Origin of the sequence: Citrobacter sp. T1.2D-1 (genome assembly GCF_950098555.1) — a bacterium.
Lineage (GTDB): Bacteria > Pseudomonadota > Gammaproteobacteria > Enterobacterales > Enterobacteriaceae > Citrobacter_A > Citrobacter_A telavivensis.
Genome location: NZ_CATNHH010000001.1, coordinates 522,430 through 543,459 on the forward strand (window position 1 = coordinate 522,430; position 21,030 = coordinate 543,459).

The following is a 21,030-nucleotide window of genomic DNA, read 5'->3' on the forward strand; positions in this document are numbered from 1 at the left end:
TTCATCTTGGTATCGCGCTGACGTCAGGGTATGATCCTTGGCAATTACCCTGACTTTACGCAACCTGGATACCGAACCAGACGCAGATGATTTTTTGAGGTTATGATGGACAACGCTGAGCAGCAATTTCTTAACGATCTGGATACTAAGTTCTGGAAAGCCGCAGATAAGCTACGCGCCAATATGGACGCGGCCAACTACAAGCATGTGGTACTGGGGCTTATCTTTCTGAAGTATGTTTCAGATGCCTTTGATGCCCGTCAGATGGAACTGAGAGGGCTGTTTGAAGACAAGTCCAACCCGGACAACATTTACACACTTTCTCGTGATGATTACGACACGGAAGAGGCGTACCAGCAGGCGATCACAGAAGAGTTGGAAGTTAAGGATTACTACACTGAGAAAAACGTCTTCTGGGTACCAAAACTGGCTCGCTGGGAAACTCTCAAAACCAACGCAGCCCTGCCTGTAGGGACGGTTTTGGGAAAAGACGATAGCGGTAAAGATATCGTAATGACGTCAGTATCCAAGCTGATTGATATTGTTCTGGATACTATCGAAAACAGCAATCCTAAACTGAAAAATATCCTTAACCGTATCGGCCACTATCAGCTTGGCAATGACCTGTTAATCAGCCTGATTAACGTTTTCTCCGATACCAGTTTCAGCGAACCTAAATACAATGGCGTGAAGCTCAATTTGAAGAGCAAAGATATTCTCGGTCACGTTTACGAGTATTTCCTCGGTCAGTTCGCGCTGGCGGAAGGCAAACAGGGTGGCCAATATTACACGCCAAAAAGCATCGTCACGCTGATTGTTGAAATGCTCCAGCCCTATAATGGCCGTGTTTATGATCCGGCGATGGGTTCCGGCGGATTCTTCGTTTCCAGCGATCGGTTTATAGAAGCGCATGCAGATGAAAAGCATTACAACGCTGCCGAGCAAAAGCGCAATATCTCCGTTTACGGGCAAGAATCCAACCCTACCACCTGGCGTCTGGCTGCAATGAACATGGTGATTCGCGGCATCGATTTTAATTTCGGTAAACAAAATGCCGATACATTCCTGAACGATCAGCACCCGGATTTGCGTGCCGACTTTGTTATGGCTAACCCACCGTTCAATATGAAAGAGTGGTGGAATGCGAAGCTGGAAGATGACGTCCGCTGGCAATACGGTACCCCGCCACAGGGCAACGCCAACTTTGCCTGGATGCAGCATATGATCCACCATCTGGCACCGAAAGGTTCAATGGCACTGCTGCTGGCAAACGGCTCTATGAGCTCCAATACTAGCAGCGAAGGTGCAATTCGCCGGGCGATTATTGAGGCTGATCTGGTGGAGTGTATGGTAGCACTGCCGGGGCAGCTCTTTACCAACACCCAAATCCCGGCCTGCATCTGGCTACTGACCAAAGACAAATCAGGCGGTAATGGTAAGGCTCATCGTAAAGGTGAGGTTCTATTTATTGATGCTCGCCAGATTGGCTTTATGAAAGATCGCGTACTACGTGATTTTTCAACGGATGATATTCGTAAGATTTCCGATACGTTCCATGCCTGGCAGACAGCTAAAGATTACGAAGACATAGCCGGATTCTGCTTTACTGCCACGCTGGACGATATAAAGAAAAATGATTTTGTCCTGACTCCTGGGCGTTATGTTGGTGCAATTGAACAAGAAGAAGATGATGAGCCGTTTGCAGAGAAGATGGCGCAATTGACAGCGATACTAAAAGATCAACTGGCAGAAAATGCGGAGCTGGAGAAGCAAATAAAGATGAATCTGGGAGGGCTAGGATATGAGTTCTAACTGGCCTATTGTACGGATCGATGACATTAAAGCCGATAGAAAAAATGCTATCACTATTGGTCCTTTTGGGTCTCGAATGAAGAGTGATTGCTATACCGAGTCGGGTATTGCGGTAATTCGAGGGACAAACCTTGGCCCAACATCTCATTTTATAAATGACTTCGTATATATAACAGAAGAAAAAGCTGATGAATTAGCATCATGTAACGTTTATAAAAATGACTTGGTATTTCCTCACAGAGGTTCTATAGGTGAAGTAGGCATTGTAGAACGTGAACAACGCTACGTCCTTTCCAGCAGCTTGATGAAACTGACTTGTGCTACTGATAAAGCATGTCCCAAATTTGTATACTACTTTTTTAAAAGTAGTACTGGTAGACATGAATTGCTTAAAAATGCTTCTCAAGTTGGTACTCCGGGTATCGGACAACCATTATCCTCTCTTAAATCTATCGAATTATCTCTGCCACCTTTAAAGACACAAGAAAATATAGCTAAAATCCTTAGCAGCCTAGATGAAAAAATACATATTAATCAGAAGATTAATCAAACGCTAGAACGAATGGCACAAGCCCTTTTCAAAAGCTGGTTTGTTGATTTTGAACCGGTAAAAGCCAAAATTGCGGTACTGGAAGCAGGTGGTTCGCAGGTAGATGCGACACTTGCTGCTATGTCATCTATTTCTGGTAAAGATATGGCTTCCTTGGCTGAGTTTGAGTGTGAACAACCTGAAAAATATGCTGAGCTTAGGGCAACCGCAGAGTTGTTTCCGTTTGCTATGCAAGAAAGCAAGTTGGGTAATATCCCTGATGGATGGGAAATGACCACTTTAGCTGAAAAAATTAAAATAATTGGAGGGGGAACACCAAAGCGTTCTGAATCAGATTATTGGGGAGGTGACATCTGCTGGTACTCAGTAAAAGATGCACCTCGTGATGGGGATGTATTTGTTATTGATACGGTTGAAAAAATTACCGCAAAGGGGCTAAATAATAGTTCTACAAAATTACTCCCAGTTGGAACAACAATAATTTCGGCAAGAGGGACCGTTGGAAAGTTAGCGTTGGTCGCTGTGGAGATGGCTATGAACCAGTCATGTTACGGAATCTCTGGACAGGATTTCTCAGGGCCATTTCTTACCTATCTCAGAGTAAAACAATGTATTGATGTATTAAAGCGGAATACTCACGGTGCTGTATTTGACACAATAACAACAAATACATTTGAAACGGTAAATATACTTACTGCGCATAAAACAATAAATGATAAGTTCGAAGAGATTATCACACCTTTATTTAATAGCATTAAAAACAATTTGGTAAGTAATGCTTATTTATCTCAACTCCGTGACAAGTTACTTCCCAAACTTATATTTGGTGAGATTGATTTAGCAGATCAAAACTCTCAACATAAGTACGGAAGGAGCATAAAATGAGTCAATTACCAGATAATTACTGGGATAAGATTCCAAAATGGGTCAGCGATTTACCTAAGCAGAGTTTTATTATTACTGCTGACGAATTTAGCGGACGAATACCTGTAACCCGGATCGATGACTGGCATGATTTTACTCATTTATTAGAAAGTGATTTTTTTAATCAACATGATGTGCAATTAGTTTTCCGAGGCCACAGGCGTTTCGATTGGAGTATGACTCCAACATTAGGAAGGGTCACGTCAAATGGCATTGTCACTAAAGAGCTTGCAGAACGCCAACTCACTCTCTTTAGGAAAGCTATTAGGGGAAGAATAAAAGATCATAGTTTACTAGATGATGGCCCGGAAGATGATGAATTATGGTCAATTGGTCAGCATCATGGATTAATGACTCCTTTATTAGATTGGACATACTCTCCATATGTTGCTCTTTTTTTTGCTTTTTGCAAAGAAGATCAAATTGAGGAGGATGACAACCCATATCGTTCAATTTATATTTTGAACAAAACATTTATCACAGACAATGAAATATGTCAGGACATCAGGCTATTTGAGCCAAAAAAAGATGATCACGGTCGGTTAGTAAGCCAAGCTGGGTTATTTACTTACTCACCGCATGACGCAACCATTGAAAATAAGCTGGCCGAAATATTAAGCAACGAAGAAGTTCATGGCGAAGATTTTTCTAATGCTTCAGAGGATGAGGAAGCTTATATTTTAGCAAAATACATCTGCAAAATTTATGTCAAAAATGAAAACCAAGGTGAGTGCTTAAAATATCTCCGTCGCATGAATGTACACCATGCCAGCCTTTTCCCAGATTTAATTGGTGCAGCAGATTATTGCAACGTATTTATTTCTGAAATTGAGAAAAGCAAAGTAATTAAAACGATTAACCCTGATGTCACAGAGTTCCACCAAGAAGCACCACACCTCTCATTTGAAAGTACCACCCCCAAAATAAATACTTCCAACTCGATAATGGATCTATTATTAACACCAAGCGAAGCCAAAGGCATAGATATTGAAAAGTTGCATTTCATGGCTAATGAAATAGCTAACACTCTTGCAAAAGGTAAATTAATAGACTGGCAAGAGCGTGACTCATTGAAAGAAAGTATGCTTGCAAAAACAAGAATCATATTGAGAAAAGCAGGTTATCCAGAGTCTGCACGTGAGTATGTTATTAAAAATATACTTTCTATTGAAGATAGTGATGACAAGGAGGCATAAATGAACGAGTCTACGCTTGAAACATTATGTCTGGGCTGGTTTGCCGAACAAGGCTGGGAAATACACCACGGGCCGGATATTGCCCCCGAGGGCAGTAACCCGCAACGCGCCAGTTATCATGATGTATTCCTGACGCCCGTGTTGACCTCCTGCCTGCTAAAAATCAACCCACATCTGCCCGCTGACGTCATCGAACAGGTTATCTCCCGTATTACCCGTGCTGAAAGCCCGGATCTGATTGCCAGTAACAAAACCTTCCATCACTGGCTGCTGGAAGGTGTTCCGGTACAGTACCGCCGAGACGAAGAACTTATCCACGACCACGCCCTGCTGGTGGATTTTAACCAGCCGCAAAACAACCGTTTTATGGTGGTCAATCAGATGACCATCAGCGGAACGAAACAGCCTCGTCGCCCGGATATCATCTGCTTTATTAACGGGCTTCCGCTGGCGGTGGTGGAACTGAAAAGCCCCATCGACGACAAAGTAGATATCTGGGATGCGTACCATCAGTTACAGACCTATAAAGACGAAATCCGCGATCTGTTTATCAGCAATGAAGCACTAATTGTCAGCGATGGCTATCTGGCGCGAGTGGGTTCTCTGACGGCCACGGAAGAACGTTTTATGCCGTGGAAGACCATCAGCAATGAAAATGATAAGCCGTTGCTGGAATGGCAACTGGAAACTATGGTGCGGGGGTTCTTTAACCGGGAGCTGCTGCTCGACTATATCCGTTACTTCGTCCTGTTCGAGAACAACGATGAAAGGCTGATTAAAAAAATAGCTGGTTACCACCAGTTCCACGCGGTGCGTGAGGCCGTGCAGGCGACGATCGTCGCTGCTACCGGTAAGCAACTGGTCCTGCACAGCAACATTCAGCCTGGCAGTAAGAAGGCGGGCGTGGTCTGGCATACGCAGGGTTCCGGTAAAAGTATCTCCATGTGTTGTTACGTCGGCAAACTGTTACAACAGCCGGAAATGGGCAATCCGACGATTGTGGTCGTAACCGATCGTAACGATCTGGACGGTCAGCTTTACGGTACGTTCTGTCAGGCGCAGGAACTGCTCAAGCAAATGCCGGTACAGGCGGATAACCGTGAAGCACTGCGGGAACTGCTTGCAACTCGCGACACAGGCGGCATTATCTTTACTACTGTGCAGAAGTTCTCCCCGGAAGAAGGAGAAAACGCCCATCCGGTACTCAATGGACGCAGCAATATCGTTGTTATTTCCGATGAAGCGCACCGCAGCCAGTACGGCATGAAAGCTAACCTGGACCGGGAAACGGGTATCTATAAATACGGTTACGCCAAACATATGCGCGACGCATTGCCCAACGCCTCGTTTCTTGGGTTTACCGGAACACCGGTTTCGGCAGAGGATCGCGATACCCGCGCTGTATTTGGCGATTATGTCTCGATTTATGATATTCAGGATGCGGTGGATGATGGCGCAACGGTGCCTATTCACTATGAATCCCGGCTGGCGAAACTCGATCTCAATCATGAAGAACTGGCGGCGCTCTCTGACCAGGTTGATGAACTGATTGAAGATGATGAACTGGACCTGCGTGAAAAAACCAAAGGTGAATGGAGCCGTCTGGAGAAACTGGTTGGTGCGAAACCTCGTCTCCAGCAGGTTGCCGCCGATCTTATTTCTCACTTTGAGAAGCGCAATACCGTAATGGACGGCAAGGCGATGATTGTCGCGATGAGCCGAGAAATCTGCGTCCATCTTTACGATGAAATTATCGCGCTACGCCCGGAGTGGCACGATGACGCTCCTGAAAAAGGACAAATCAAAATTGTGATGACCGGTACAGCGTCTGATAAGGCCATGCTGCAACCGCATATCTACAACAAGCGAACTAAAAAACGACTAGAATCCCGCTTCAAGAATGTGAACGATCCGCTGAAGCTGGTGATTGTGCGCGATATGTGGCTGACCGGCTTTGATGCCCCTTGCTGTCACACCATGTATATCGACAAGCCGATGCGCGGCCATAACCTGATGCAGGCCATTGCCCGCGTCAACCGGGTATTCAAAGATAAACCCGGCGGGCTGGTGGTGGATTACATCGGAATCGCCAATGAACTGAAACTGGCACTGAAAACCTATACCGATGCAAACGGTAAAGGCGATGCGACCATTAATGCCGAAGAAGCGCTGGCAATCATGCTGGAAAAGCTGGACATCATCCACGGTATGTTTGCCAAAACAGCAACGTCAGTGGGTTTTGACTACACCGGCTTTGAAGCTCACGCACAAAAGCTGTTGGTGCCCGTTGCAAACTACGTGCTCGGCCTTGAAGATGGTAAGAAGCGTTTTCTTGATAACATATTGGCAATTACTAAAGCCTGGTCGCTTTGCTGTACGCTGGATGCGGCACAGCCTTATAAACTGGAGATTGCTTTCTTATCTGCAGTGAAGGCCGCTATCAGCAAATTTACAAGTGTGGACAAAAAAATAAGCCAGGCCGAGAAGAACTCTGCGCTAAAACAGATTCTGGATAATGCCGTAATTGCTAATGGCGTGGATGATATTTTTACGCTGGCCGGGCTGGATAAGCCCAATATTGGCCTACTTTCTGATGAGTTCTTACAGGAAGTCCACGATATGCCATATCGCAACCTGGCGGTAGAGTTGCTGGAAAAACTGATTAATGATGGTATCCAGTCCCGCACAAAAAATAATGTAGTGCAGGAGAAGAAGTATTCGGAACGTCTTCAGGCCGTATTGATTAAATATAACAACCGGGCTATTGAGACGGCGCAGGTGATTGAAGAGCTGATCCAGATGGCGAAGGATTTTCAGTCCGCAATGACGCGTGATGATGCGCTTGGCCTGAATCCTGACGAGATCGCCTTCTACGACGCACTGGCAGAAAACGAAAGCGCTGTCCGAGAGTTAGGGGATGAGGTACTTAAGAAACTGGCGATAGAAGTGACGCTGAAGCTGCGGCAATCTACAACCGTAGACTGGCAGGTACGGGAAAGCGTTCGTGCAAGATTGCGTATCCTAGTTCGCCAGACTCTGCGGAGGTATAAGTATCCGCCAGATAAAACGCCGGAAGCGGTGGAGTTAATATTAAAACAAGCGGAAGTTATTTCGAATCATTGGACGATGTGAAGCAATTTAGATACAAACTGATCACATAAGGAAATATGATGAAAGTAAGTGACTTTATTTTTAAATTCAAACCTAATGACTATTCACATGAATATTCCTTATGCCGAGTCAGGATATTTTTGCATGCGAACACTCAATTCTCATTACTAACTGATCTAGATGATAAAAGCCCGACGAGTGTAACCAATTCCGTGGAACATATCCGTAAGCAGCTAATTGATGAGGGATTTATCTACAATGACACTAAAATCATTGAACATTATGAAGAGGGCTTTTCTGGCTACGGAAGCTTTGATATCGTAACATTTGACCATAATAACTCTCCTAATTGGGAGAAAACAACACTGAAAAAAGCACAATTAATGCTTGGCTGTTCTTACGAAGAATTATTAGATGGCACATTGAAAAATGAAAGGCTTTTTAAAAAAATAGAGTATTTTTATCAACAACTTTATCCTTATACTAAAAAAACATATGTTGAAGATAGCAATATAATCACCAGAAGATTATTAATTAAAGAACATTCAATATTAAAAAAAGAAATCTCTGATTTCATTAAAACTAATCCAACTGAACGTGAAATAGCAGAGTTTCTGAAGAAGGATTTATCATTTTTCGCTAGTTTTTATGCTAATCCTAAAGAAGAGTATATTGTTTTATCAGAATTAAAAATTGCTAATGGTTTCGTTGATTATGTCATCTTTTCCGGTCGATCACGAATGGATGTTACTCTCATAGAAATCAAAGGTGCTAATTTTAATCTCATGAACCAATCTGGATACGGTAATTTGTCACAAAAAACAAATGAGGCGATACAACAAGTTAGAGAGAGAATTAGTGTAATATATAGAGGGGATTATGAAAAATATAGAAACTACTTTCATGAGATAAGAGAACAGGTCGAAACTGGTTCTGGCTTCTCAAACGCATTACTTGGACCAAGAGGAAAATTAAGTGTTGACCCTAACAAAGACATTAACATCAGAAGCGTTGTTATTGCTGGTCGCTCTAATAATGATCTTGAAGAAAGTAAACAGCGTCATAATGTAGAGATAACATCATCCCCACCTATTCGATTAGAAAGTTGGGATAGCCTTATTAATAAATTTTAAAGCACATAATAACATTTCATGTAATATCAAAAAAAACTATATGCTATTTAACATTTGCACAGTTAAATATCAGGGAATGGTGATATAGATCTACTTTTAAAACAATTTTAGAAAATGAAGATGATATACATTCAAGAGTAAATATGCTTTAATTCTAGGACACTGTCAATATAACATAAATTTAGTTGATCTTTTACGTTAAAAGGAGGTTTTTTAGTAAATCTCGTGCGGTAGCATACTTACTATCCAACGTCAAACCCCATTTATTCTAATTAATTATAACTATTTTTTTATTATAAGTTAACGGAATAAATATATTAGTTGCCTTGATTTGTTAATAACAGGTACTTTCTAATATGGTTGATTTCGATTCAGAATCATTTCATACACTGCTAAAGCTGACACAAAGTCAACCTTGGTTGAATAATAAGACAGAGGAATTACATTCATTATTATCGGAAGAATGTGACTCTGGTGAAAAAAGAGCGCTAATTATTGAGCTATTAAATAGATTTAATTATCTTAATAGCTCAGAGTTCCTCTCGATGCTTGAAAGTTTAGCCGAGTCAATAATTACCACGCCTAATATAGATGATGGAGATACGCAAATCGTAGCGATGGCTATGGACGGCTCAGCTGATAGTTCTCAATACATTTTATATGGACTCAAACCTATTTTACAGAAATACAACTGGACCAAATACTCTCATGTTAATGTTTGTGGAAAGGCATTTTCAAATTACCGAAACAACATTAATCTCAAAAATATTATTCTTGTAGATGAATTTGTAGGTTCTGGTGATACAGTAATAAACAGAGTGCGTTTTATTAATTCTCAGTTTTCTTCAGCAGGAATCACAGATTATAATATTTTTGTAAAGGTACTTGTTTCTACAAATGAAGGGTTCAAAAGGATAAAAGAAACAGGGATAGACTTTGAATCCTTAATAAGGATAAAAAAAGGGATTACTGATTTCTACGAAGATGAAATCTTAATACAAAATAAAAAAAATACAATGCTCGAACTAGAAAGTATTCTTTCAACTAGTTTCAACAATAGAAGCTTACCTAGTATGGGGTATGGGGAAGCTGAATCTCTTTATGCTCGAGAGGGTGGGAACACACCTAATAATGTCTTCCCTATATTCTGGTGGCCACAACTAAATAATGAAAATGGCAGAAAAGTTCTCTTAATTAGAGCAATGGGTGATGCTTAATGAAAACTAATAACGTAGAACTACAACTATTATATTTATTATTAAAATCACACAACCAGCTTGATTCTTTCACGGCATTTAAAAGAATGCGCATAAGCTTTGCTGAATTTTCCAAGACACTTTACAACCTCAAACAGTTAAAGCTTATTGAGGAGTTAGATAAAAAAATCAAACTTACAAAAACAGGATATGTAAGAGCATTCACAGAGTACAGCTCAAAAACTGATAAAAAGTGGAGAGAAGTACCATCGACATTTAAATTGAACGAATATGATATCGATGAACCATATTTACCAAACCTTCGATTACTTGACCCTATAAAATTCCCTATTGCAAAAAGCAAAATAAATCGCTAAAATATCTATAAGCTTACAGAAGCTAGTATGTTGGAGTGTAGTCGCTCCCCGAACTAAGGTTCGCGATAGCCAACACTCAAGGATGATTTTGTACCAAATTCATCCTTGAGTTGACAAAAGGACTGCGTCCTTTGTGTCGGGATCAGAACACAATAAAATTAGCGTATCGCAAATTTTATTGCATTCTGATCTGTTGCAAAGTATTGAAGGTATCTTCTGTAAGCTTTTTTAACGAATGCGGATTTCATATCATGACATTTCAAAAGTTAGATAAAGTTCAAGAATTAAAAATCAACTCATGGTATCTCTACTTAAAAAATAGAGGATTACCATCTGACTTGATTGATGAATATATTTCTTACATTATCTCCTTAATAGATAAAAATCTTCCTATAATATTCGAACTCGAGCATTTATCTAAACTACTTTCTATTAATTACATTGAATTATTAAAAATAATAAATTCACCGGAAAACTATTACAGAGAGTTTAACATTCCCAAAAGAAAAGGTGGGACAAGAAATATTCTTTCTCCATATCCTTCTTTACTCCATTGCCAAAAATGGATATATAAAAATATACTATCCAAAATAGCTATTCATGATGCCGCACACGGTTTCATAAAGAAACGTTCCATTATGTCTAATGCAGAGAAGCACGTAGAAAAAAAATGTATTTTAAAAATGGACATGTCAGATTTCTTCCCATCCATTCCAATTAACTGGGTTATTAACTTCTTTCATTCTTTAGGTTACTCTAATAATGTTTCATTCTACTTATCATCTATCTGCTGTCTAAACAACGGGCTTCCTCAAGGAGGTGCCACTAGTCCATACTTGTCAAATATATTGCTAGTAAGTCTTGATCGAAGGTTAACAAACTTATCAAAATCATATAAATTGGACTACACTCGATATGCTGATGATATGACTTTTTCTGGCGACTATATTCCGTTAAAATTCTCAGAAATTGTATCTCAAATAATTGATAATTTCGGACTTCATATTAACAATGACAAAACGCAACTGATTACAAAACCTGGAAAAAGAATAATAACTGGAGTTTCTGTAGCTGGTTCTAAAATGACATTACCAAGAGATAAAAAAAGAGAAATAAGGAAGGAAGTACATTACATCAAAAAATTTGGATATCTTTCACATGCTTCAAAAATGAAAATTAGAAATCCGGCCTACCTAAGTGTGCTTGAAGGTAAACTGAATTTTTGGCTTCAAGTTGAACCTGATAATGAATATGCAAAACAAGCGATAGTATTCATCCGAACTTTAAAGAACATATAATCCTGTTATAATTCTCTTTAGTGTTAAGTTACATTGATAATTTTCTGGGGTTAATCTTAATTACGAAAATCATATGGACTAACCCCCACCTCTCTATTCACATCCAGATAATCAGCCCACCACTGCAACATCAGCCTCCTCTCCCCCAGATGCTCCGCCTTATGAATGTAAGCTGCTCGCACAGAGCTACGCTCCTGGTGACTCATCTGCCGCTCTACCGCATCCCTCGACCATAATCCCGACTCTATCAACGAGCTACACGCCATGGTTCTGAAACCATGCCCGCAAACCTCCACCTTCGTATCGTAGCCCATCACTCGCAGAGCCTTGTTCACTGTGTTCTCACTCATCGGCTTACGTGGATCATGATCACCAACAAAAATCAGCTCTCGATTCCCACTCATGCTTTTGATCTTTTCCAGAATAGCCAGAGCCTGCCGCGATAAGGGAACAAGATGTGGAGTCCGCATCTTCGAACCACGTTGAGAATGCTTAACACCTTCCAGCGGTTCACGCTCTCCCGGAATCGTCCACATAGCTGTTTCAAAATCTACTTCTGACCAACGGGCAAAACGCAACTCGCTTGAACGGATAAAAACCAACAAGGTTAGTTCGACAGCAAGTCGGGTTAACGGTCTTCCAGAATAGTGATCAATGCGATGAAGTAATTCAGGTATGCGGTTAAGCTCCAGAGCCGCACGATGCTGTCTTTTTGCCGTAGCAACCGCACCGGCAATTTCTTGGGCAGGATTGTAGTCGATTAAACCGCTCTGCACAGCAAAGCGCATAATTGCGGTAGTTCGCTGTTGTAAACGGGCGGCAACTTCGAGTCGTCCGGATGATTCCACAGCCTTAATGGGTACAAGCAAATCTCGTGTCTTCAGCTCCGCAATATTCCGCTTACCGATAGCAGCAAAAAGATTATCTTCCAGGCTTTTCAATACACGAGCACTATGCGATGCAGACCATTTCTGATTGCTGGCGTGCCAGTCTCTGGCAACCACTTCAAACGTTATCGCCTCTTGCTCCTGCTCTACCTTAACGGCTTTCTTGTTTTCACTGGGATCGACGCCATTAGCTAATAGCTTACGGGCCTCATCCCTGCGTGCCCTGGCATCTGCTAGCGAAACCTCAGGGTATTTCCCCAGCGCCAGCATCTTCTCTTTACCGCCGAAGCGGTAACGAAGACGCCAATATTTGGAACCGTTAGGGTGAACCAGCAAAACCATGCCTTCACCGTCAGTTAGTTTATAGGCTTTTGCTTCAGGTTTAGCCGAACGAACCTTCACATCACTCAGAGCCATGATGAGTATCCTTTCAAGGGTTCGGTGTGGGTACAAACATTATCGAACCGGGATATACCCGCAGTTGTACCCGCAACAGTAAGTTGATGTAGATTGAATCAGGTTGACTTAGGAAGAGTGAAAAAGCGAGGAAAGCCTTGCGGATACTGGATTTCAGGCACAAAAAAAGACGTCCGTTGACGTCTATTGATGTTCCGATGGTGCCGAAGGCCGGACTCGAACCGGCACGTATTTCTACGGTTGATTTTGAATCAACTGCGTCTACCGATTTCGCCACTTCGGCACTGAAGAGGTACGCGGAAAACGTTGTGGATTATACCTGTAGCACGCAACCATGCAAGCGCTAGCGTGTGTCTTCTCCGTTAAGTGTCGAAAAAATCAGCACGCTTCCCCTATTCCTCTTCTCTATCCCCTCTTCTGCAAAGCGACGCCGTTTTCCATGCTCTACACTTTTCTGTTCAACACCACATGAGGGAAACACGATGTCGATGATAAAAAGCTATGCTGCAAAAGAGGCGGGCAGCGAACTCGAACTCTTTGAATACGATGCGGGCGAACTCAAGCCGGAAGATGTCGAGGTACAGGTCGATTACTGCGGTATCTGCCATTCCGATTTGTCGATGATCGACAACGAGTGGGGATTCTCTCAATATCCACTGGTTGCCGGGCATGAGGTGATTGGTCGCGTGGTCGCTCTCGGCAGCGCGGCACAGGGGAAAGGGCTGAAGATCGGCCAGCGCGTGGGTATTGGCTGGACGGCACGCAGCTGTGGGCACTGCGATGCCTGTATCAGCGGCAATCAGATCAACTGTCTGGAAGGCGCTGTGCCAACCATTCTCAATCGCGGCGGCTTTGCTGAGAAGCTGCGCGCAGACTGGCAGTGGGTGATCCCGCTTCCGGAAAGCATCGATATTGAATCCGCCGGTCCGCTGCTGTGCGGCGGCATCACGGTGTTTAAACCGCTGCTGATGCACCACATCACCGCCACCAGCCGCGTCGGAGTGATTGGTATTGGCGGGCTGGGGCATATCGCGATTAAGTTGCTGCATGCGATGGGGTGTGAAGTCACCGCGTTCAGCTCTAACCCGGCGAAAGAGAAAGAAGTGCTGGCGATGGGTGCCGATAAAGTGGTGAACAGCCGAGATCCGCAGGCATTAACCGCGCTGGCAGGCCAGTTCGATCTCATCATCAACACCGTCAATGTCGATCTCGACTGGCAGCCCTACTTCGAAGCGCTGGCCTACGGCGGTAACTTCCACACCGTCGGCGCGGTGCTGAAACCATTGCCGGTACCCGCATTCACGCTGATTGCCGGCGATCGCAGCATCTCCGGTTCGGCGACCGGTACGCCATATGAGCTGCGTAAGCTGATGAAGTTTGCCGGACGCAGCAAGGTCTCGCCGACCACCGAACTGTTCCCGATGTCGCAAATCAACGAGGCTATTCAGCACGTGCGTGACGGCAAAGCCCGCTACCGCGTGGTGCTAAAAGCCGATTTCTGACGGTCTGACCCAGCGCCTCCTTGCTCAGATTGAGGCGCTGAGTCGCTCCCGCGCCTGGCGAAACGCCAGCACCGCCTGTTGGCACTGCGCCGTCACGTTCTCAATATCATGATTAATGTCGATACGCGCGATATCGGCTTCCTCTGCCAGCGGACATTCCAGCGCCTCAAACTGACTTTTCAGCAAGCCGACCGGCATAAAGTGCCCTGCCCGACGCTGCATCCGCGCCAGGATAATGTCGTAATCGCCGTCCAGCCAGAGAAAATGCACGTTAGGACTGCCTTTGCGTAAAAAATCGCGATACTGTTTTTTTAATGATGAACACACAATAAATCCCGTCTCATTTTTTTTATACAGACTATAGGACGCATCATTTAAGCGTTCTAACCACGGCAGCCTGTCTTCATCGGTTAACGGTATTCCCTGAGACATTTTATCAATGTTTTTGGCAGGATGGAGATCGTCGCCATCAATGAACTTCGCCGATAATAATGCAGCCACCTTACTGCCAATTAACGATTTACCACTTCCTGAAACGCCCATCAAAATATAGCTTTCCCCGGCCATGTAAAACCCTCTGCGTCATATTCCATGGCGCGATACTACGCCTGCACAATCGGCAATTTCACGTTTTTTTATTTCCATAGATAAGAATTATAAAGCGCATCACGTTATGCGTAACATTGTAGTGTAACAATTTTCCAGCGTGACACTGATCACAAATAAGGGCAATGAAAACCGCTTAAATGCACCGGAGATGAAGACCTGACCCAGTGAGGCATTTATGGAAGTGAAAACTCAATCCTGCGTTGTCGCGGGTAAGCATTCTGTTGCCGTTACACAACAGAATATCGAATGGAATAATAAAGGCACGCTCGTAAAAATAACTCGCGGAGGAATTTGCGGCTCTGATTTACATTATTATCAGGAAGGCAAAGTCGGTAATTTCACCGTCAAAGCCCCGATGATTTTAGGTCATGAAGTTATTGGCAAAGTGGTCCACAGCGATTCAGAAACATTACGCGAAGGACAGTCAATTGCTATTAATCCGTCTAAACCGTGCGGCCATTGTAAATATTGTCTTCAGCATGAAGAAAACCAATGTACTGAAATGCGCTTTTTTGGCAGCGCGATGTATTTTCCGCACGTCGATGGGGGATTTACCCAGTTTAAAACGGTCGATACCGCCCAGTGCATTCCTTACCCGGAACAGGCGGACGAAAAGGTTATGGCCTTTGCCGAACCGCTGGCGGTGGCCATCCATGCCGCGCATGAGGCTGGCGACCTACAGGGTAAGAAAGTGTTTATCTCCGGCGTCGGCCCCATCGGCTGCCTGATCGTCAGCGCGGTGAAAACGCTGGGCGCCGCGGAAGTGGTCTGTGCCGACGTCAGCCCCCGATCGCTGTCGCTGGCTCAGCAAATGGGCGCGGATACGCTGGTGAATCCTCTGCATGACTCGCTCGATCAGTGGAAAACGGAAAAAGGCTATTTCGATATCAGCTTCGAGGTCTCAGGCCATCCTTCCTCTATCACTACCTGTCTGGAAGTTACCCGGGCAAAAGGGGTGATGGTGCAGGTCGGGATGGGCGGCGCCGTTCCGGACTTCCCGATGATGATGCTGATCGGCAAAGAAATCGCCCTGAAAGGCTCTTTCCGCTTTACCACCGAATTTAACACCGCGGTCTCCTGGCTGGCGCATAACGTTATCGATCCGCTGCCGCTGCTGAGTGCGGAATATCCGTTTACCGATCTGGAACAGGCGCTGATTTTCGCCAGCGACAAAACCCAGGCGGCGAAAGTTCAGCTCGTCTTTGAGAATGAAAAATAAGGAGCAACATCATGAACGATCTTTTTTCACTGGCAGGTAAAAATATACTGATCACCGGCTCCGCCCAAGGGATCGGGTATTTGCTGGCAACGGGTCTTGGCAAATATGGCGCGCAGATTATCGTTAACGATATTACGTCGGAACGGGCAGAAGCCGCCGTCGCAAAACTACAGCAGGAAGGGATCCGCGCCGTTGCCGCCCCCTTTAACGTGACGCATAAACAGGATATCGACGCAGCAATAGAGCATATCGAAAAGGATATTGGCCCGATTGATGTACTGGTCAATAACGCCGGGATCCAGCGCCGTCACCCATTTACCGAATTTCCAGAGCAGGAGTGGAACGACGTGATTGCGGTCAACCAGACCGCCGTGTTCCTCGTCTCCCAGGCGGTAACCCGTCGGATGGTTGAGCGCCAGGCCGGGAAAGTGATCAACATCTGCTCGATGCAGAGCGAACTGGGTCGCGACACCATCACGCCGTACGCCGCATCGAAAGGTGCTGTGAAGATGCTGACTCGCGGTATGTGCGTTGAGCTGGCGCGCCATAACATTCAGGTTAACGGCATCGCGCCAGGGTACTTCAAAACCGAGATGACCAAAGCGCTGGTTGAAGATGAAGCTTTCACCTCATGGCTGTGCAAACGTACGCCTGCCGCCCGCTGGGGCGATCCGCAGGAACTGATTGGCGCAGCGGTATTCCTCTCCTCCAAAGCCTCGGACTTCGTTAACGGGCACCTGCTGTTCGTCGATGGCGGCATGCTGGTCGCGGTGTAACCACTGAACAACCCTACGCAGCGCGCAAGCGCTGCCTTTTTGGCACAGATAAGAGATAAGATTATGCCATTAATCATAATTGCGGCAGGCGTCGCGCTGCTTCTGGTCCTGATGATTGGCTTTAAAGTCAATGGCTTTATCGCCCTGGTCCTGGTCGCTGCCGTCGTGGGATTCGCCGAAGGGATGGACGCACAGGCAGTTTTACATTCCATTCAAAACGGGATCGGCGGTACGCTCGGCGGACTGGCGATGATCCTCGGTTTTGGCGCAATGTTGGGTAAATTGATTTCTGACACGGGGGCCGCACAACGCATTGCCACTACCCTGATCGGTACGTTTGGTAAAAAACGCGTGCAGTGGGCGCTGGTCGTCACCGGACTGGTCGTCGGGCTGGCGATGTTCTTCGAGGTCGGCTTTGTGCTGCTACTGCCGCTGGTATTTACGGTAGTGGCCTCTTCCGGTTTGCCGCTGCTGTACGTCGGCGTGCCGATGGTCGCCGCCCTCTCGGTGACCCACTGTTTCCTGCCGCCGCATCCGGGACCGACCGCCATTGCGACGATTTTTGAAGCCAACCTCGGCACCACGCTGCTGTACGGGTTCATTATCACCATCCCTACGGTGATTGTCGCAGGCCCGCTGTTTTCAAAACTGCTGACCCGCTTTGAAAAAGCGCCGCCGGAAGGGTTGTTTAACCCGCACCTGTTCACCGAAGAGGAGATGCCGTCCTTCTGGAACAGTATCTTTGCGGCGGTGATCCCCGTCATACTGATGGCTGTTGCCGCAGTCTGTGAAATTACGCTGCCAAAAACCAACTCAGTGCGGGTATTCTTTGAGTTTATCGGTAACCCTGCCGTCGCGCTGTTTATCGCTATCGTACTGGCGATTTTCACCCTTGGCCGACGCAATGGACGGACGATTGAACAAATCATGGATATCGTCGGTGATTCTATCGGCGCCATCGCGATGATTGTGTTTATTATCGCCGGCGGCGGCGCGTTTAAGCAGGTACTGGTGGACAGCGGCGTGGGCCAGTATATTTCGCAGTTGATGACCGGCACGTCGCTGTCGCCGCTGTTGATGTGCTGGACGGTAGCAGCATTGCTGCGTATTGCGCTGGGGTCAGCGACCGTTGCCGCGATCACGACCGCTGGCGTGGTGCTGCCGATCATTAACGTCACTCATGCCGATCCGGCGTTGATGGTGCTGGCAACCGGGGCCGGTAGCGTGATCGCTTCGCACGTTAACGATCCTGGATTCTGGCTGTTTAAGGGTTACTTTAACCTCAGCGTCGGTGAAACGCTGCGGACATGGACCGTGATGGAAACCCTGATTTCGATTATGGGACTGCTGGGCGTGCTGGCGCTAAACGCCGTTCTGCATTAAGAAGGCGGGATTAACCACCGGGGGGCGATGTCGCCGCCGCTCCCCGGTACGGGAGAGAAGATGAGGAACCACAGAATTTCTTTGCAGGACATTGCCACGCTCGCGGGCGTGACCAAAATGACGGTGAGCCGCTATATCCGCTCGCCGAAAAAAGTCGCAAAGGAAACCGGCGAGCGTATCGCGCAGATCATGGAGGAGATTAACTACATCCCGAACCGTGCGCCCGCCATGCTGTTGAACGCGCAAAGCTACACGCTTGGCGTGTTAATTCCTTCATTTCAGAACCAGCTCTTCGCCGACATTCTTGCCGGTATTGAATCTGTTACTTCTGACCACAACTACCAGACTCTGATTGCCAACTATAACTACGACCGCGAATCAGAAGAAGAGTCGGTGATCAATCTGCTCTCCTACAATATCGACGGCATCATTCTTTCCGAGAAATATCACACCCTGCGCACGGTGAAATTCCTGCGATCGGCCGCGATTCCCATTATCGAGCTGATGGATATCCAGGGCGATCGTCTGGATATGGAAGTCGGGTTTGATAACCGTCAGGCGGCGTTTGATATGGTCAGCACCATGCTGGATAAACGCCAGCGGCGCAAAATTCTCTATCTCGGTTCGAAAGACGATATCCGTGATGAACAACGTTTTTGTGGCTACTGCGACGCGATGACGCAGCGAAACCTGACGCCTCTGCGCGTTAACCCTCGGGCGATCTCGTCGATTCATCTGGGCACGCAACTGATGCGCGACGCGCTCGTCGCCCACCCGGATTTAGACGGCGTTTTTTGCACCAATGATGATATTGCAATGGGGGCGCTGCTGTTTTGCCGGGAGCGCGAACTGTCCGTACCGGAGCAAATCTCCATTGCGGGTTTCCACGGTCTGGAGATGGGCCGACAGATGATCCCAAGCCTTGCCAGCGTCATTACGCCCCGTTTTGATATTGGCCGCATGGCGGCGCAGATGTTGCTGAGTAAAATCAAGAACAACGACCACAACCACAATACGATCGATTTGGGATACCAGATTTATCACGGCAATACGCTATAAGTGATTTTCTCTCCCCTGCGCATATTCTCTTTCCTTCACATTGCCTATACTCGACGCAGGATAAATGGAGGAAATCTAATGAGCTCACCCCTGCTGATTGCCCGCACGCCAGACACTGAAGTGTTTTTACTCCCCGGTATGGCAAACCGTCATGGACTGATTACTGGCGCGACCGGTACCGGAAAAACCGTTACGCTGCAAAAACTGGCCGAATCGCTGTCGGAAATTGGCGTGCCGGTATTTATGGCCGATGTGAAAGGTGATTTAACGGGCGTCGCCGCTGAGGGACAAGCCTCCGAGAAACTGCTCGCCAGACTGAAAAATATTGGTATTACCGACTGGCAACCGCACAGCAACCCGGTGGTGCTGTGGGATATCTTCGGTGAAAAAGGCCATCCGGTTCGCGCCACGGTCTCTGACCTCGGGCCGCTCTTGCTGGCGCGTCTGCTGAACCTTAACGAGGTACAGTCCGGCGTACTGAACATTATCTTCCGCATTGCCGATGACCAGGGTCTGTTGCTGTTGGATTTCAAAGACCTGCGGGCCATCACTCAATACATCGGCGACAATGCCAAATCCTTCCAGAATCAGTATGGCAACATCAGCAGTGCTTCAGTCGGGGCTATTCAGCGCGGGCTGTTGACGCTTGAACAGCAAGGGGCAACGCACTTCTTTGGCGAGCCGATGCTCGACATCAAAGACTGGATGCGCACCGATGCCAACGGCAAAGGGATCATCAATATTCTCAGTGCCGAGAAGCTCTACCAGATGCCGAAACTCTACGCCGCCAGCCTGCTGTGGATGCTCTCCGAGCTTTACGAACAGTTGCCGGAAGCTGGCGATCTGGAAAAACCGAAGCTGGTCTTCTTCTTCGACGAAGCGCATTTGCTGTTCAACGACGCACCGCAGGTGTTGCTGGATAAAATCGAACAGGTGATCCGTCTGATCCGCTCTAAAGGGGTTGGCGTCTGGTTTGTTTCGCAGAACCCGGCGGATATTCCGGATAACGTACTCGGTCAGTTGGGCAACCGCGTTCAGCACGCCCTACGCGCCTTCACGCCGAAAGATCAGAAAGCGGTGAAAACCGCCGCACAAACCATGCGCGCCAATCCGGCGTTTGATACGGAGAAAGCGATTCAGGAACTGGGTACCGGCGAAGCGCTGGTCTCGTTTCTTGATGCTAAAGGCAGCCCGTCGGTCGTTGAGCGGGCGATGGTAATTGCCCCGTGCTCACGTATGGGACCGGTGACGGATGATGAGCGCAACGGACTGATCAACCACTCTGCGCTTTATGGTAAATATGAAGACGACCTGGATCGCGAATCCGCGTTTGAAATGCTGCAAAAAGGCATACAAGTGGCTACTGAACAACAGAGTAATCCCCCCGCGAAAGGTAAAGAAGTGGCCGTTGACGACGGTATTCTTGGCGGTCTGAAAGATATTCTGTTCGGCACTACCGGGCCACGCGGCGGTAAGCGTGATGGCGTCGTGCAGAGCGTGGCGAAAAGCGCCGCGCGTCAGGTGACCAATCAGATCATTCGCGGGATGTTAGGCAGTTTGATGGGCGGCAGAAGACGCTAG

General features: G+C 46.3%; 16 protein-coding genes and 1 tRNA gene. 14 read left to right on the forward strand and 3 right to left on the reverse strand.

All coding sequences use genetic code 11. The annotated features are described in order from the left end of the window. The first annotated feature begins 105 nt into the window (after nucleotides 1-105). From QQZ17_RS02450 to QQZ17_RS02485, 8 genes are all read left to right on the forward strand, one after another. A complete protein-coding gene (locus QQZ17_RS02450; protein WP_284554111.1) occupies nucleotides 106-1,812 on the forward strand; it encodes a class I SAM-dependent DNA methyltransferase in 1,707 nt (568 codons plus the stop codon). Next, nucleotides 1,802-3,247: a restriction endonuclease subunit S gene (locus QQZ17_RS02455; protein WP_152401852.1), complete on the forward strand. Its 1,446-nt coding sequence runs from the start codon at nucleotides 1,802-1,804 to the stop codon at nucleotides 3,245-3,247. The genes QQZ17_RS02450 and QQZ17_RS02455 overlap by 11 nt, the downstream gene beginning before the upstream one ends. Continuing rightward, nucleotides 3,244-4,482: an FRG domain-containing protein gene (locus QQZ17_RS02460; RefSeq protein ID WP_152401849.1), complete on the forward strand. Its 1,239-nt coding sequence runs from the start codon at nucleotides 3,244-3,246 to the stop codon at nucleotides 4,480-4,482. The genes QQZ17_RS02455 and QQZ17_RS02460 overlap by 4 nt, the downstream gene beginning before the upstream one ends. Then, complete coding sequence (locus QQZ17_RS02465; protein ID WP_284554105.1) at nucleotides 4,483-7,614, forward strand: type I restriction endonuclease subunit R; 3,132 nt, start codon at nucleotides 4,483-4,485, stop codon at nucleotides 7,612-7,614. It begins immediately after the preceding gene. Between the two features lie 35 nt (nucleotides 7,615-7,649). Beyond that, nucleotides 7,650-8,726: a Shedu anti-phage system protein SduA domain-containing protein gene (locus tag QQZ17_RS02470; protein ID WP_152401845.1), complete on the forward strand. Its 1,077-nt coding sequence runs from the start codon at nucleotides 7,650-7,652 to the stop codon at nucleotides 8,724-8,726. A gap of 356 nt (nucleotides 8,727-9,082) precedes the next feature. Next, the gene (locus QQZ17_RS02475) at nucleotides 9,083-9,943 is read left to right on the forward strand and encodes a phosphoribosyltransferase-like protein (protein ID WP_152401843.1); all 861 of its coding nucleotides are present in this window, start codon (nucleotides 9,083-9,085) and stop codon (nucleotides 9,941-9,943) included. Next, nucleotides 9,943-10,299: a hypothetical protein gene (locus QQZ17_RS02480; RefSeq protein WP_152401841.1), complete on the forward strand. Its 357-nt coding sequence runs from the start codon at nucleotides 9,943-9,945 to the stop codon at nucleotides 10,297-10,299. Before QQZ17_RS02475 ends, QQZ17_RS02480 begins: the two co-directional genes overlap by 1 nt. Nucleotides 10,300-10,550: 251 nt before the next feature. Next, nucleotides 10,551-11,597 (forward strand): retron St85 family RNA-directed DNA polymerase, encoded by a 1,047-nt coding sequence (locus tag QQZ17_RS02485; RefSeq protein ID WP_152401839.1) that lies wholly within the window; start codon nucleotides 10,551-10,553, stop codon nucleotides 11,595-11,597. 56 nt (nucleotides 11,598-11,653) lie between these two features. Here QQZ17_RS02485 and QQZ17_RS02490 read toward each other — a convergent pair whose 3' ends face one another. Together QQZ17_RS02490 and QQZ17_RS02495 are read right to left on the reverse strand one after the other, a co-directional pair. Continuing rightward, nucleotides 11,654-12,901 carry a tyrosine-type recombinase/integrase gene (locus QQZ17_RS02490; protein WP_152401838.1) on the reverse strand — a complete coding sequence of 416 codons (1,248 nt, stop codon included), beginning with the start codon at nucleotides 12,899-12,901 and terminating at the stop codon, nucleotides 11,654-11,656. A gap of 198 nt (nucleotides 12,902-13,099) precedes the next feature. Further along, nucleotides 13,100-13,184, reverse strand: a tRNA-Leu gene (locus QQZ17_RS02495). Nucleotides 13,185-13,383: 199 nt separating this feature from the next. On the opposite strand from QQZ17_RS02495, the gene ahr reads away from it, so the two are divergent. Next, a complete protein-coding gene (gene ahr, locus QQZ17_RS02500) occupies nucleotides 13,384-14,403 on the forward strand; it encodes an NADPH-dependent aldehyde reductase Ahr (RefSeq protein WP_152401836.1) in 1,020 nt (339 codons plus the stop codon). A gap of 24 nt (nucleotides 14,404-14,427) precedes the next feature. Here the strand turns inward: ahr and idnK are convergent, their stop codons facing one another. Next, complete coding sequence (idnK, locus tag QQZ17_RS02505; RefSeq protein WP_152401834.1) at nucleotides 14,428-14,970, reverse strand: gluconokinase; 543 nt, start codon at nucleotides 14,968-14,970, stop codon at nucleotides 14,428-14,430. A gap of 217 nt (nucleotides 14,971-15,187) precedes the next feature. Here idnK and idnD point away from each other — a divergent pair, with 217 nt between their 5' ends. The 5 genes from idnD (at nucleotide 15,188) to QQZ17_RS02530 (ending at nucleotide 21,030) form a co-directional block, all read left to right on the forward strand. Continuing rightward, a complete protein-coding gene (gene idnD / locus QQZ17_RS02510) occupies nucleotides 15,188-16,231 on the forward strand; it encodes an L-idonate 5-dehydrogenase (protein WP_152401832.1) in 1,044 nt (347 codons plus the stop codon). A gap of 11 nt (nucleotides 16,232-16,242) precedes the next feature. Beyond that, on the forward strand, nucleotides 16,243-17,007 hold the full coding sequence (idnO, locus tag QQZ17_RS02515) for a gluconate 5-dehydrogenase (protein WP_152401830.1): 765 nt from the start codon (nucleotides 16,243-16,245) through the stop codon (nucleotides 17,005-17,007). A 63-nt stretch (nucleotides 17,008-17,070) separates the two neighbouring features. Next, the gene (idnT, locus tag QQZ17_RS02520; protein ID WP_152401828.1) at nucleotides 17,071-18,390 is read left to right on the forward strand and encodes a gnt-II system L-idonate transporter; all 1,320 of its coding nucleotides are present in this window, start codon (nucleotides 17,071-17,073) and stop codon (nucleotides 18,388-18,390) included. Nucleotides 18,391-18,450: 60 nt separating this feature from the next. After that, nucleotides 18,451-19,449 (forward strand): DNA-binding transcriptional regulator IdnR, encoded by a 999-nt coding sequence (idnR, locus tag QQZ17_RS02525; protein WP_042321747.1) that lies wholly within the window; start codon nucleotides 18,451-18,453, stop codon nucleotides 19,447-19,449. A 78-nt stretch (nucleotides 19,450-19,527) separates the two neighbouring features. After that, a complete protein-coding gene (locus QQZ17_RS02530) occupies nucleotides 19,528-21,030 on the forward strand; it encodes a helicase HerA-like C-terminal domain-containing protein (RefSeq protein ID WP_152401826.1) in 1,503 nt (500 codons plus the stop codon).